This is a genomic window from Pseudomonas sp. Pc102 (genome assembly GCF_018408275.1).
Taxonomy (GTDB): Bacteria; Pseudomonadota; Gammaproteobacteria; order Pseudomonadales; family Pseudomonadaceae; genus Metapseudomonas; species Metapseudomonas tohonis.
In genome coordinates this window covers 6477454-6493177 of record NZ_AP021905.1, presented here as the reverse complement: position 1 = coordinate 6493177, position 15724 = coordinate 6477454, and the positions used below count along the sequence as shown (strand labels likewise).

Below are 15724 nucleotides of genomic sequence, written 5' to 3'. Positions count from 1 at the left end.
TTTGTGAGTCGAGTCACACCCCTGTTTGTGGCCGACCTGTATATCGCACCCGCGATAAAAGGAATTTGACCTTATTAAGGTGGTGATCCATGAAGCAGTTCCCACGCCTCGCCTTGGCGTCCTCGATCCTGGCCCTGCTCCTGGCGGGCTGTGATTCCTCCAGCGATTCCATCGCCGAGGTGAACGGCAAGCCGGTCACCCAGGCGCAGTTCGACGCCTTCCTCAAGTTCAAGCGGGTTCCGGCGCAGAACGCCGAATGGGTCAGCCGCGAGCTGGACGAGTACCTGGAGCGCGAAGGCCTGGCCGGCCAGATCGAAGCCCAGGGCCTGCTGCCCGCCGAACAGGTCGAGACCGAGGTGGCCGAGTTCCGCAAGCAGATGCTGATCAGCCGCTACTTCGAGGAGTTCCTCCGCGAGCGGGTGACCGACGAAGCGGTGCGCAACTTCTACGCCACCAACCCCGACCAGTTCCAGGCGCGCAAGGTGCACGTCGCCCATATCCTCCTGCGCACCAACCCCGGCATGAGCGAGAACGAGCGCCAGGCGTTGCTGAGCAAGGCCCAGGAAGTGCAGTCGCGGATCAACGCCGGCGAGGACTTCACCGCGCTGGCCGCCACCTTCTCCGAGGACCAGTTGTCCGCCAAGCAGGGCGGCGACCTGGGCTGGCTGCAGGAAGGCGCCATCGACCCGGCCTTCAGCGGCAAGGTATTCGCCATGAAGCCGGGCGAGGTGTCCGAGCCGGTGGTGACGCCCTTCGGCTTCCACGTGATCAAGGTGATCGAGGGGCCGCAGGTGGTGAAGCAGCCGTTCGAAGCGGTCAGCGGCGACATCCGTTATCGCCTGCGCCAGGAAGCCAAGCAGGCCGAGCTGGAGCGCCTCAAGGAAGCGGCGAAGATCGACCGCAAGACGCCACCGGCCCCTGCCGAGGGCACTGCCGCCAAGGAAGGCGAAGACCGTGCTGCGGGTTGAGTGGACGCTGGGTTGCCTGCTGGCGGCGCTGCTGCTGGCCGGCTGCCGTGACGACGACGGTGCCGAGGCCCTGGCGCAGGTACCGGTCGAGCCGTCGGCGACCCTGGTCACGGTGGACGAAAGCCCCATCACCCGGGCCCAGCTGGAGCTGACCGTCGAGCGCACCCTGGGCGAGTCGGCACCGCTGTTCGCCAACGACGAGGTGGAACGCAAGATCCTCGACAGCCTGGTGGCCAGCCGCGCCATGGCCCTGCTGGCCGAGCGCGAGCTGGACGCCGGCGAGCGCGCCCAGCTGGACCTCAAGGCCCAGGCCTACCGCGAGGAACTGCTGGTGCGCCATTACCTGGAGCAGCACGCCACGCCGGAACCGGTCACCAGCGAGCAGGTGGCCGACTACTACCAGCGCCACCCCGAAGAGTTCGGCGGCGGCGTGGAGAAGAGCTTCGAGATCATCGCCAGCGACCAGGCGCTGGAAGAGCCCCAGCGTGCAGAACTCATCGCACTGCTCAGCGGCGCCGAGGCCAAGTCTCGCGACTGGCAGAAGCAGGTGGCCGCCTGGCGCGCCGCCGGCAAGCCGCTGGAGTACCGCAGCAACCGCATCAAGCCCGAATTGCTGGAGCAGCCGCTGCGCGGCCTGGTGGAGTCCACCGAGGTGGGCAGCATCGCGCCGCTCCATGCGGACGGCCAGTTGCTGCTGGTGCGGGTGACGGGCGAGGAGCGCCTGCCGGCCAGGCCGCTTTCCGACGTGAGTGGCGAGATACGCGAGAAGCTGGCGCCGCAGTCCCTCAAACAGGCGGTGAAGAGCCTGAGCGAAGAGGCGACGCGCCAGGTGAAGGTGCAATACAGCTCGCGCTAGACGAGCCGATTGCAAAGGGCCGGCCGATAGGTGCCGGCAAAGGGAAACGGCAGGGCAGCCTGTACAACAGTGGACGGACGAACTATGGGGATGCTGGGGGGGCAGGGCAAGCGGTGCCGGTTGCTGGCGGGGCTGGCATGGCTCCTTTTGACCAGTGGCGGCCTGGCGCAGGCGGCCGAGTCCTGTCGCGCCCTGTTCACCGGCGGCCTGCAGACCCATGGCGCCGGTGGTGTCGTCTTCCAGTGGGGCGGCACGCTGCAGAACAACCCCAGCCAACTGATCGACACCCCCCGTGTGCAGAACCCCTGGGGCGCGCCCAGCTGCGGCAGCCGCGACTGCCAGGCCAGCGGCATGGCGGCCGCCGACTTCGCCGGCCTGGCACTGCCCGAGATCAAGGGCGAGCATGACCTGAGCCTGGGTTACCTGGGCGTGGGCGAGGCGGGCGGCGGCGATCTCAACCGCTACCGCACCATCAGCGTCGATGGCGGCGCGACCCTGTCCTTCAACGCCCGCCACCAGGCCTACTACATCCAGCGCCTGAGCATCGGCTATGGCGCCAAGGTCACCCTGGCACCCGGGCGCTACTGGATCGGCCAGCTGGACATGGCCTCCAGCAGCCAGCTGCTCATCGCCGGCGGCAACGCACGGGTGATGGTCGGCTCGTCACTGAACCTGCCCTACCAGGCCAGCCTCAATGGCGAAGGCAGCGCCGAAGCGTTGCAGCTCTTCGTGCGCGGCAACCTGAGCCTCGAGTCGTCCGCCACCGTCGGCGCCCTGGCCTATGTGGAAGGGGATTACCGCGGGGCCTTCGCCTCGCGCCTGCGTGGCGGCCTCAACGCCCGCAACGCCGTGGTGGACACTGCCGCGCGCATCGAAACGCGCATGGACGCCGTCGCCACCCTGGGCTGGAACACCCAATGCAGCGAGCGCCGCGACCTGGATGGCGACGGCGTACTCGACCTGTTCGACGCGGACACCGATGGCGACGGCCATGACGACGAGACCGAGCGCCTGGCGGGCAGCGACCCGCGCAACGCCCAGAGCGTGCCCCAGGTGGCGCCGCCCACTCCCCAGCCGAGCCAGTGCACCGCGGCCTTCGCCAAGGGCCTGCAGAGCCACGCCGCCGGCGGCCGCATCAGCTTCGGCCTCAACGCCCAGCTGCGCGATGGCGTATCCGCCTACCTGCCGGCCAGCCGGGTCGATAGCAGCTTCGCCTCCCTCAGCCGCAGTTGCGGCACCCAGGATTGCCAGCCCAGCTATACGCCTGCGCCCGTTCCGCAACTGCCGGCCTTCCTCAAGACCGGCTCCAGCTTCAACCAGGACCTGGGCTACGGCGCCACGCAGGTGATGGACGGCAGCCGCACCGAGTGGCGCCGGCTGAATGTCGCCGGCATGGCCACCGCGCGTTTCACCAAGCCGGGCGCCTACCGCCTGCGGGAAGTGGAAGTGGGCTACCGCGGCACCCTGGAACTGTCCGCCGGCGACTACTGGATCGAGAAGCTGACACTGGCCAGCGAGGCGCGCATCGTTCCGCGTGGCGCCGGCACCGTGCGGCTGCACGTGGCGCAGAACCTCGAGCTGCCCTGGCAGGCGCGCTTCAACGCCGAGGCTTCCGGCCAGGCCCGCGACCCCTCGCAGCTGCTGGTGCTGGCCGAGGGCAACGTGGTGCTGGGCTCCAACACCACGGTGTCCGGTTTCGTCTACGCCCGGGGCAACCTGACCCAGCAGTACGCGTCCCAGCTCACCGGCGGTGCCGTGGCCGCCAACCTGTCCCTGGAGACCCAGGCCCTGGCGCGCCAGGACCTGGCCGCGCTGGGTAAGCTGGACTTCGGCCTGTTGTGCGACCTGGACGGCGACGGCATCGGCGATAACCTCGACCCGGATCGCGACGGTGACGGCATCTCCAACGACTACGAGATCCAGCTCGGCTACAACCCGGACGACAAGACCAGCACCCCGCCGGACATGGACAAGGACGGCATCCCCGATGCCCTGGACGATGACCGCGACGGCGATGGCGTGCCCAACGGCCAGGACGCCTTCCCGGACGACCCGACCGAGAGCAGTGACTTGGACGGCGACAAGATCGGCGACAACGCCGACACCGACCGCGACGGCGATGGCGTGTCCAATGACATCGAAATCCAGCTCGGTTTCGACCCCAACGACAAGAACAGCACCCCGCCGGACCTGGACAAGGACGGCATCCCGGACGCCCTGGACGACGACCGCGACGGTGACGGCGTGCCCAATGCCCAGGACGCCTTCCCGGACGATCCCAAGGAGAGCAGCGACCTCGATGGCGACAAGATCGGCGACAACGCCGACCTGGATCGCGATGGCGACGGCATTTCCAACGACTACGAAACCCAACTGGGCTTCGACCCCAATGACAAGAACAGCACCCCGCCGGACATGGACCGCGACGGCATTCCGGATGCGCTGGACTACGACCGCGATGGCGACGGCGTAGAGAACGACAAGGACGCCTTCCCGGACGACCCGACCGAGAGCAGTGACCTGGACGGCGACAAGATCGGTGACAACGCCGATACCGACCGTGACGGCGACGGCATCGCCAACGACATCGAAATCCAGCTGGGCTTCGACCCCAACGACAAGACCAGCACGCCGCCGGACCTGGACAAGGACGGCATCCCGGATGCGCTGGACGACGACCGTGACGGCGACGGTGTGCCCAACGCCCAAGACGCCTTCCCGGATGACCCGGCTGAAAGCAGCGACCTCGACGGCGACAAGATCGGCGACAACGCCGATACCGACCGCGATGGCGACGGCATCTCCAACGACTACGAAACCCAGCTCGGCTTCGACCCCAATGACAAGACCAGCACGCCGCCGGACCTGGACAAGGACGGCATTCCGGATGCGCTGGACGACGACCGCGACGGCGACGGTGTGCCCAATGCCCAGGACGCGTTCCCGGACGATCCCACCGAGAGCAGCGACCTCGACGGCGACAAGATCGGCGACAACGCCGACACCGACCGCGATGGCGACGGCATCTCCAACGACTACGAAACCCAGCTCGGCTTCGACCCGAACGACAAGACCAGCACGCCGCCGGACCTGGACAAGGACGGCATCCCCGATGCCCTGGACGATGATCGCGACGGCGATGGCGTGCCCAACGGCCAGGACGCCTTCCCGGACGACCCGACCGAGAGCAGTGACCTGGACGGCGACAAGATCGGCGACAACGCCGACACCGACCGCGACGGCGATGGCGTGTCCAATGACATCGAAATCCAGCTCGGTTTCGACCCCAACGACAAGAACAGCACCCCGCCGGACCTGGACAAGGACGGCATCCCGGACGCGCTGGACGACGACCGCGACGGCGATGGTGTGCCCAACGTTCAGGACGTGTTCCCGGACGACCCCAGCGAGAGCAGCGACCTCGACGGCGATCTGATTGGCGACAACGCGGACACCGATCGCGATGGCGACGGCATCTCCAACGACTACGAAACGCAGTTGGGCTTCGACCCCAATGACAAGACCAGCACCCCGCCGGATATGGACAAGGACGGCATTCCCGACGCCCTGGACAACGACCGTGATGGCGATGGTGTTCTGAACCCTGACGACGCCTTCCCGGACGATCCCACCGAGAGCAGTGACCTGGACGGCGACAAGATCGGCGATAACGCCGACACCGACCGCGATGGCGACGGCATTGCCAACGACATCGAGATCCAGCTCGGCTTCGACCCGAACGACAAGAACAGCACCCCACCGGACCTGGACAAGGACGGCATCCCGGATGCCCTGGACGATGACCGTGATGGTGACGGCGTGCCCAACGCCCAGGACGCCTTCCCGGATGATCCCACTGAGAGCAGCGACCTCGACGGCGACAAGATCGGCGACAACACCGACCCGGATCGCGACGGCGATGGCATTGCCAACGATATCGAGATCCAGCTGGGCTTCGACCCGAACGACAAGACCAGCACCCCGCCGGACCTGGATAAGGACGGCATCCCGGACGCGCTGGACGATGACCGTGATGGCGACGGCGTGCCCAATGCCCAGGACGCGTTCCCGGACGATCCCACCGAGAGCAGCGACCTCGATGGCGACCTGATCGGCGACAACGCGGACACCGACCGCGATGGCGACGGCATCTCCAACGACTACGAAACCCAGCTCGGCTTCGATCCGAACGACAAGACCAGCACCCCGCCGGACCTGGACAAGGACGGCATCCCGGATGCGCTGGACGACGATCGCGACGGCGACGGCGTGCCCAACGCCCAAGACGCCTTCCCGGACGATTCCACCGAGAGCAGTGACCTCGACGGCGACAAGATCGGCGATAACGCCGATACCGACCGCGACGGCGACGGCATCTCCAACGACTACGAAACGCAGTTGGGCTTCGACCCGAACGACAAGACCAGCACGCCGCCGGACCTGGACAAGGACGGCATTCCGGACGTGCTGGACGATGATCGTGACGGTGACGGCGTGTCCAATGCCCAGGACGCCTTCCCGGATGACCCCACGGAAAGCAGCGACCTCGACGGTGACAAGATCGGCGACAACGCGGATACCGACCGCGACGGCGACGGCATTTCCAACGACTACGAAACCCAGCTGGGCTTCGACCCGAACGACAAGACCAGCACGCCGCCGGACTTGGACAAGGATGGCATCCCGGATGCGCTGGACGATGATCGCGACGGCGACGGTGTGCCTAATGCCCAGGATGCGTTCCCGGATGACCCCACCGAGAGCAGCGACCTCGACGGCGACAAGATCGGCGACAACGCCGACCCGGACCGCGACGGCGATGGCGTCAGCAACGACGACGAGGTGGCTGCCGGCACCGACCCGAACGACCCGAGCAGTTTCCCGGATCGCCAGCCGCCGGTCGTGGCCATCGAAGGGCCCGAGGTCATCAGCGTCAACGAGGACAGCGTCACCCTGCGCGGCAGCGCCAGTGACAGCGCCTCGGGCATGGCGCGCCTGGAGTTCGCCTCCGATCGTTTCCCCGGCACCCGCTTCGCCGTCACCCTGCAAGGCAGCCAGTGGACCGCCAGCGTACCGGTGCTCGAAGGCACCAACCGGCTGACCCTGACCGCCTTCGACAAGGCCGGCAACCAGGCGAGCCTGGTACGGACTGTCGAACGCCAGCCGCTGGCCAGCGATATCGCCCTGACGGTGGATTACCCGCTGCCGGGCGCCACGGTGAAGGACGCCAGCCTGGTGGTGCGCGGCCAACTGCGCAGCGACAAGGCCGCCCAGCGCATGGAAGTCCTGGTCAATGGCCAGCCCGCCAGCCTGTCGGCCACCGGCCAGGTGACCCTGTTCGGCTTCCAGTCGGCCCCCATCACCCTGCAGTCGGGCCCCAATACCCTGACCCTCCAGGCGTGGGTGGACCAGCGCAGCATCCAGCGCAGCATCGTGGTGACCTACCAGCCGCCCCAGGCCAGCTTCAAGCCGCCGCGCTTCGACAACCTGTCGCCCGCCAACGGCAGCCTGCTGCCGGGCAATGGCTTCATGCTCGGCGGCCAGGTGTTCGCCGAGGCGGGCCTGGAGCGCATCAGCGTCGCCGGGCGCAACCTGGTGTTGCGCGAGCCGGGCGCCCAGCTGTACGACCTGCGCGAGGCGCTGAACGTACCGGTGGGGCAGAACAGCTACTCCGTCGAACTGCTGGCCCGCGACCGCAGCGGCCAGGAGACCCGCCAGACCCTCAGCTGGAAGCTGGACCAGGAGCCGCCGCAGATCACCCTCGACCAGGCCCTGGTGGAGCTGCCGGCGAAGAACCGCGTCGGCGAGCAGCCCTATCCCATCAAGGGCACCCTGCGCGAGGCCAACCTGTCGAGCTTCCAGATCAACGGCAACGACGTGACCCTGGAGCCTGGTGGCCAGGCGGGCGAGTTCCGCTTCGCAAGCCGCATCGCACTGCCCATCGGCCAGCCCGTGAGCGTGACCCTGGTAGCCCGCGACCAGGCCGGCAACCAGCTGCGCCGCGAGTACAGCCTGGAGCTTTCCGCCCAGGCGGCGATCAACTGGGTCATCCCCACCGAAGGCACCGAACTGCTCAACCTGGGCGAGCCGGTCTCCCTGCAGGTGGCGGCGCGCATCGAGGACCTCAGTGGCCTGCTGGCGCCCCGGGCCATGTTGCTGGCGGCCAACGGCGACCTCATCGCCGACGCACCGCTGACCGGTGACACCACGCTCAAGAGCGCTACCCTGCAGATTCCGCCGCAGAGCGGCCAGTACCAGTTGCTGGCGGTGCTCCAGGGCGGCAATGGCCAGGTGGTTGCGCAGAGCGCGCGGTCCATCTCCCTGGTCACCCCGCAGCAGGTGCCGGTGGCCCTGGAGCGTGTCGAGCCGGCGAACAACGCCCGCTTCGTCGAGCCCAACGGCTTCATCAGCCTCTACTTCAACCAGGCCATCGACCTGGCCAAGCTGGAGATCAAGGTCTACGAGACCGCCCACGGCATGAGCTACGTGGACCTCGACGGGCTGGGCACCAATGCGCTCAAGGCCCAGGGCTACCAGCTGGTGCGGGTCGACCGCGACCACCAGGCCGTGGTCGGCGCGCTCTCCGAACTGCCGGGCAGCCAGGTGATCGCCTTCTATCCGGAGAAGGACCTGGCCTACGACGCCGAGGTGTCGGTTGAAGTGCGCTACGACGGCCAGGAACTGGAGCGCCTGCGCTACCGCACCCGGCCGCTGCCGACCTTCATCTCCGGCGTGGTGCTGGACCAGCTGCAGGAGCCGGTGGCCAACATCGAGGTGCGCCTGGAAGAGCTCAACCGCAGCGTACGTACCAACCGCGACGGCGCCTTCAACTTCGGCTTCGGCGACACCGCCGAGCAGGCCATTCCCGGTGGCCAGTACCGGCTGCTGCTCAACCCGGGCTCGGGCAACCGTGGCTACGGTGCCGACAGCCGCAGCGTCACGGTCCAGGGTGGCGAGCGCAACGACTTCGGCCAGATGCAGCTGGCGCAGCTCAACACCACGCTGCCCTACGTGCCGGTGAAGGGCGGCAGCCAGCTGAGCCTGCTGGAGGGCGAGTTCAAGCTCGACCTCGGCGGCGCACGCCTGGTGTTCCCCGATGGCCGCCAGGAAGGCGACCTGCATGCGCAGATGCTGCAGTTCAGCGAGCTGCCGTACCCGGTCGAGCCGCTGGCCATGCCCTACTGGATGTACGCGCTGCAGCCCGCCGGGGTGAGTGTGCAAGGCACGCTCAGCGTCGACCTCGCTGCCCTGCGCCTGGGCAACACCCTCGACTACCTGCCGCCGGACGGCTCCTACGTGGTGATGGTGGGGCTGGATCGCCAGGCCGCGCGCATCGTCCCCGTGGGCGTGGGCGTGATCGGCAACGGCCGCATCCGCAGCCAGGGCGTGCTGGCCCAGGACAACCTCGATCTCTTCGGCTTCGCCCTGGCGGGCCTCGAAGCGCAGCCCGCGCTCAAGGCCTATGCCGACGGCGAGCTCAACCTGCGCCAGCTGCAGGCCGAACTCTATCGCTTGAACAAGGGCCGCTGAGGCGGCCAAGGGAATCTCTGACAGATGGATATGTTGGTCATGCCTTCCGAATCGAAACGCCGCAGTCGCGCATGGCTGGGCCTGGCCCTGGGTGCACTGCTGGCCGGCTGGACCGCTACGGCCCAGGCGTTCTTCGGCTTCGGGTTGATCCCCGGTATCTATGTCCCGCAGACCTACTACAAGTTCGGGGCCGTCTACACCCGCGCCATCGTGCTCAGCCCCAACGGCAAACCCATCTGGGTGGAATACGGCAGCGACGGCAAGGAGGCCCGCGAGATCGGCGAAGCCACCGGCCCGCTGGAGCAGGCCCAGGTGATGTCCGGCGACGTCTACCGCGCCTACCTGCAACGGCTCAAGGATGCCCGCGAGCGCTATCCGAACGGCGAGGTGATGACCGCCGCCACCTACCGGGGCACGTCCTTCAAGACGGTGGATGGCAAGGCCATAGACAAGCCCAGCCTGAGCCCGAGCAGCCTGACCGTGCTGGTGCGCGGCGAGAAGGAACGCTTCAGCACCAAGGGCGATGAACTGCTGCTGTTGCAGATGCCCATCGACAGCAACGTCACCCCGTCCTCCAACAGCAAGGCGCTGCTGCTGTCCAAGGAAGGGCAGATCCTCCACCAGGGCACCAACAGCATCGGCTTTCGCGCGGGCTTCTTCGGCAAGGACGGCAAGGTCGACGACAAGAACACCCGCGACCGCGACGCCAAGATCTACGGCCCGCTACCGGGCGTGGGCGTCACCCTGGGCAGCCACGTCACCGGCGGCTATGCCCTGACGGACGACGACGGCAAGTACAAGATGAACTACTTCCTGCCGCCTTGCCCCGGGTTCTTCTTCGAATACACCACCCCGGCCTACCTGGAGCTCTACTACAAGCGCTTCAACCCCCGGGGCAGCTCCAACATGCCCTACTACCTGACCCGGCCGGACTACGACACCTGCAACGGCATGGGCCTGTGGAGCCTGGACGCCGCGATGGTCGTCCTCACCGCCGCGACGCCCATGAAGCAGGCCATGGACTTCCCCATCGACCTGATGGTGCTGGACGGTTCGGCGCAGTTCGGTGGCGGCGTGAAGCTTGGCGACAAGACCGCCTACAGCGATAAGACCGGCAAGCGTGATCACTACCTGCAGGAGAAATACGACTTCGACGGCGACGAGAAGCCGGACTGGGTGGTGCCTGGAAAGAAGGTGACCAAGGAGATCGAGGGCAAGCAGAAGGAAGTCTTTACCAGAACCTCCCTGGAGTCAGCGGAACTGCAGGGTATCTACCTGTCCAGCCGCTATGGCAGTGCCCCGGCGGACACCGAAAAGACACCGCCCGACTTCACCCGACTGATCGACACCGCTCCTGATATGCAGAACCGCGGCCTGCTGGAAAGCATCAGCAAGGACGACCTGAAAGACACGGACATCTACGTATTCCGCGAATCCAACGGCCAACTCGTGGCCGAGCGTCGCGGACTGCACGAGGACGAGCTGTACAAGAACTACTCCGGCGTCGACGAGAAGGCCGGCAGCTTCCGCTACACCATCCAGCTGCGCGGTTCGAAGGAGAACAACTACGCCATCGTCGGCCGCACCGGCGAGGCGGCCTTCAGCAAATGGCAGAGCGCCGGCGGCTTCAAGGAGGAATTCCAGAAGCGCGCGGCCAACCACCTCAAGGCCGGCGAGACGGTGCGCATCATCGCCATCAACCGCCCGACCGGGTACATGGGCAGCGTCAAGCTACAGCTGCAATCCGCCACGGCCAGCGGCAATTTTCTCAACTTCGCCAGTCAACGTATCGAGCTGTCTCCGCCGAACCTGAAAGTCTGGGCCGAGCGCAAGAACAAGATCGAAAAGGGCATGACTAAGGGCGAGGTGAAGAAGCACGTCATCGGCAACGAAGGGGCGGGCCTGGGCAGCGATATCAGCATCGCCATCTACACCGACTGGCGCGATATCGATGGCAGTGCGTTGCCTGAGGAGTTGGCCGACTACGGCTTTACCGGGCGCTTGGCGAAGATCGTCGCGGCGAACCAATTGGCGCCTGTCGGGGCCAACAACCTGTCCCAATTCAAGATCAAGCCTGGGCAGCAGGTCCAGGTCATCCAGTTACCGGAAAAGGTCCTGGCGAAACAGCACCTCTATCTGCAGGTAACCGGGCAGCCTGAAAACCGCAATCCCGACTTCTCATCCAATGGCCAGGCCTCGGGGATCCTCAAGTACCGGCCCACTCACTATGTTCCGGTCCGGGTGCCCCTGCATGACGAAGAGGGCACCGAACTGGCGCGCCAGTCGTACAGGAAGGCGTCCAGCGAGAAACCGGACCTGAAGTTGAAGCAGCCGGAGCCCATATACGGGTGGAGCTACCGGCCGGAGATGCAGTTCAGCCTCTATGAGCTGAACGTCAAGGAGATCCGGCGCGAGTACCTGGATGGCGACTCTTATAACGTCCTGCCCAACAAGTACCCGACCATCGGCGCGGGCGACAAGTACCTGGCGTTTGTCTACGACCTGATGGCGTCGCAAATAGGGGCTCTGGAGTCATGGGACTTCAAAGGCGAACGAGAGATGGTGCTGGCCCTTGGGGCTGGGGAAGTAAAAGCCACCGTGGGCGCGGATAAGACGATCCGCTTCCAGGACATTGCGCAGCTGGCCAGCCTGGAGGAAAGCGACTTCCTCACGCTTCGGCTCTATACCAACAACGACATGGGCAACGTGCTCTGGGAGTACGCCTTCAACAAGGTGTACATGTACCCCGAAACCTCCCCAGGGATTCCGTTGGTTGACCTGTCTGCCGATGATGCGGGCGCGGTTCCCTACAGTGCCGTCTACCCGGTGACCCCCGAGGCACCGGTCGGTATGCGCTGGAGTGCGATCAGCAGTGAATCAGTCACGTTCGATCCTCCGGTTCAGAATTCGCCTAGTGGTGTGTTCAACACCCTGGCAAAGCTGCCAACCAAGTCGGACACCGTGGTGCAGGTCCTGGCCAGTGACCTGAACAATGCAAAGAACAAGTTCTTCTCGGCGGCCTACAAGATCATTCCGGGTGTGCCCGCGAAACTGGAGGCCAAGGAGACCGGCAAGACCGCGGTAACCGGCTTTGGCGAATTCAAGGTCGATATCGATGTAAGGGACCAATTCAATAACCCGGTTGGCGACGGTACTGCCGTCAATGTCAGTTCTTCCGATCTGACAATAGATGCCGATCGGTTCACGACTTCCGGGCTCGCCACGATCCGGGTACGGGGTGGTTTTACGCCGGGCGTACAGAACCTGGAAATCACGGTCGGCGATATAAAGAAGGTCATCGCTGTCAACGTGCACGACGTTAAGCTCACGATCGACTTCCCCTCGAAAATCGAGATAGGCAGCACGGTTCCCCTGAAGGTAACGGCATCGAGTAGTTATGGAAGTCTCCAGGGCTTCGCCATTGAGCTCGGGACCGTACGGGCGGCCGTCCAGGGCCGCATAAAGACGCTGGATAGCAGCAACTCCGTAACCGTCAGCGCCTTCGTTGGCGACTTCATCGGGGAGGGGCGTGTATTTGCCTCCTTCGCCGACAGGATTGAGCGGAAGGACTTCGAGGTCGTCGACACTTCGCCCGTCAAACTGCTTGACCGCGTGGTCGTGGCGGGCGTCCCTGGCAAGGGCTCCTTCAATTTCGAGGGGCGCACCTATGAATACACGTCGCAGACAGGGGTTGCCGTTTCGGGCAGGCCAGGCGAAGTACTGACCGCCTCCTTGATGGATTATCTTGCTCCCCCGTTGTTGGCAGAACTTAACTACTCGATGCAGTCGTTAACAACGGAAGGACAGATCCAAGACAGCATCATCGGCGTTCCCGCACAGGTATCAAATGCCGAGCGCGTCTTGAGTCAGTTCGAACAGAACATATTCGCGTATGACTTGCGCGCCAGTGGGCGGATAACACTCGACTACAGCCGCCTGAAAGCCATTCGAAACCCTGGCGTCGTGGTCAATATTCGCCCGCAGAAGCCCGGCACCATTGCCGAGTGGACGGCCCTGGGGCTCAAGTTGAAGCTGGATAGTGCCTCGAGGCTGGTGCTGTCGCGTACAGAGGGCAATCAGACACTGGATCTGGCGTCTGCTGCAGTCGACCTGAACACTTGGCACAAAGTGGGTGCGCACTTCATCAATGGGCAACTGGTACTGCAGGTTGACGACGCGGTCTATAAAAGCGACGAGCTGATCCCCCTGATCACATCGGGTGACTCGACCCGGTTCGTATTGGGCAATGGGATGCAGGGCCAGGTATCCGATCTGTCTCTGTATGACTGGGACGCGGAGAAGGTCGCCAGCTTCGACGGCGGTAGTCTGGAGAGCAGCGTCGTCGTAGGGAACAGCGGTACGGCGGTTATAAACGTAGGGGCGTCCTCCGCCAATCTGTTCGCTGTGGCCAAGCAGCGCAGGCTTGAATACTGGAAAGACAAAGAAGGGTCGACGTTCTTCGAAGTGGCTTATGCCGCCGAAGAGGATTGCAAGCCTGTTGACCCGACCAAGATGAATGAGTTCGACCAGATCATCGGTGCCGGTGCGGCTTACGCACACTTCGTGGCGGACTGCAAATTACTGCCAAGAATGAAGAAGGCGCTGATCAGCGTCAGGACAGAGTCGGGTGTCTTCAAGAAAAGCCTTGCGGTAGCGGAACTGGGGCTTTTAACCGGCGTTTACATGCAGACGAAAATGGTCGAGCTGCAGATGATCCTGGGGCCCCAGTGTTTGAAGGGGGCTATCACGGGTGATGTAAAAGATGTTGGAAGTGCGGTCTGCGACATCATTACTTCGTTCTTCCTGATCGGCGATCTCAGGGACTTCGCTATCCACAGTAAGTATTTCTACTGGGATAACGACATGGAGAAATTCGATTACGCGACCTACGTATTCTCTGGCCTTGGCATTGCTGCAGATGCGGCCAGCCTGCTGGGTGTGGGTATCCCGATAAACCTGGGGCTGGCGGGTGCGAAGACCGGTGCCAAGATAATGCGTGGGCCTTACATGAGGGCCATGGCCGAATTCCTCTACAAGAGGATGGACGGCGACCTGATGAACGTCGACAAGTTGATCCCGGCGATAAAGGTTGCCATGCCACTGTTGCAGGTGACGGCGGCGGTTATCTTGTTCAAGGACGACGTCAAGGAGCTGTACCAGGCACTCAGTAATATAAAACCTGAACAGCTCGTGGGCATGATGAATTATGCCCACTTCGCACTAAAGCAGGCCGGCGCCGAGTTGATCGCCGAGGAGGGCTCAGGCGGGCACTACCTGGTGCGGGCCTATGCCATCGACAAGGATGGTTTGCTCAAGCTGCTGGGGAACTCCGATGCGGCAGGGAAGGGCATCAAGAAGCTTATCTTCGATATGCAGGCGGCTCAGACCAAAGCGAACAAGTCACCCCTCTTCAAGGGCAATACAAGCTATATCGGCGAGCTGTTCACGGACGGGCTGAGCAAGTTTGGCAGCAAGATCGATGAGTTGACCAACGAAGACCTGATCAAGATCGTTGCGGACGACAAGTTCCTCTCGGCCCTTATATACATGCAGCACATTGGGTCGAAGGGCGAGAAAGCCATCCCCTCTCAGGACATCATCGAATCGGTTCGGCGCTTCCATTGCACGCCAAGTGCGTGTGGTTGGCCTGGCGGGATTGATTCGATGAAGGCGTTCTTCGGTCTGTTTGACAAGATCGCCACGAAGCACGCCGATAAATTCAAAGATGATGCCGCATTGGCCAGCGTTCAAGAGATCATCCGGGACATGGGGCGGGCGGGTGACAAGAACCAGGGACTGCGCTCGGCGCAAGGTGCAACTGAAGCGCTGATCCAGATGACGAAGATGATGGACGAGGGGTGGACCCTGGTCAGGACGGAGTCGAAATTCCTCGATGACGTTGCCACCACGCATGTGCACGACCTGGTCATGATCAAAGACGGCAAGCACATGTACATCGAGGTGAAGAACTGGATGATGCCCGAAGGCGCGGGCTATCTGTGGACCTCCATGCGGGGTGCGACCGAGGCAGCGGACAAGAAGCCCGGCCAGCTTTTCCACGATATGGTAAGAGCCTATGGCGGGGAACTGAGCAAGATTGATGTGCAGTGGATATTCGGCGCCCGCTCGGGAGAGGCCAGCAAGATCATTGACGCCATGATGGCTTCCGCCAATAGAAACCCTGACCGTGTACTGGCCGTGCTTAACAAGGCGGGTGCGAACAGACAATATAAAAAGCTTCTTGAAATCATCCAGAAGGGCCAGGGATCCAATGAGGCGGCCATAAAGGCGTTCATGCGTCAGGAATTCCTTCCTGTTCTGGAAAAAGTCATCAAATCCGGTGGCAAGCTATCTGATGTGGCAGGGTGAG

The 15724-nt window shown here is 64.2% G+C and carries 4 protein-coding genes; all 4 read left to right on the top strand.

Translation table 11 applies throughout. The annotated features are described in order from the left end of the window. Positions 1-89 precede the first annotated feature (89 nt). Complete coding sequence (locus tag PHLH3_RS29570) at positions 90-968, top strand: peptidylprolyl isomerase (RefSeq protein WP_213627255.1); 879 nt, start codon at positions 90-92, stop codon at positions 966-968. Beyond that, the gene (locus tag PHLH3_RS29565) at positions 955-1824 is read left to right on the top strand and encodes a peptidyl-prolyl cis-trans isomerase (protein ID WP_213627253.1); all 870 of its coding nucleotides are present in this window, start codon (positions 955-957) and stop codon (positions 1822-1824) included. The genes PHLH3_RS29570 and PHLH3_RS29565 overlap by 14 nt, the downstream gene beginning before the upstream one ends. Positions 1825-1971: 147 nt before the next feature. Beyond that, positions 1972-9354, top strand: coding sequence for a thrombospondin type 3 repeat-containing protein (locus tag PHLH3_RS29560; protein ID WP_213627251.1), 7383 nt, complete (start codon positions 1972-1974; stop codon positions 9352-9354). A 24-nt stretch (positions 9355-9378) separates the two neighbouring features. Continuing rightward, positions 9379-15723: a hypothetical protein gene (locus PHLH3_RS29555; RefSeq protein WP_213627249.1), complete on the top strand. Its 6345-nt coding sequence runs from the start codon at positions 9379-9381 to the stop codon at positions 15721-15723. Position 15724 lies beyond the last annotated feature (1 nt).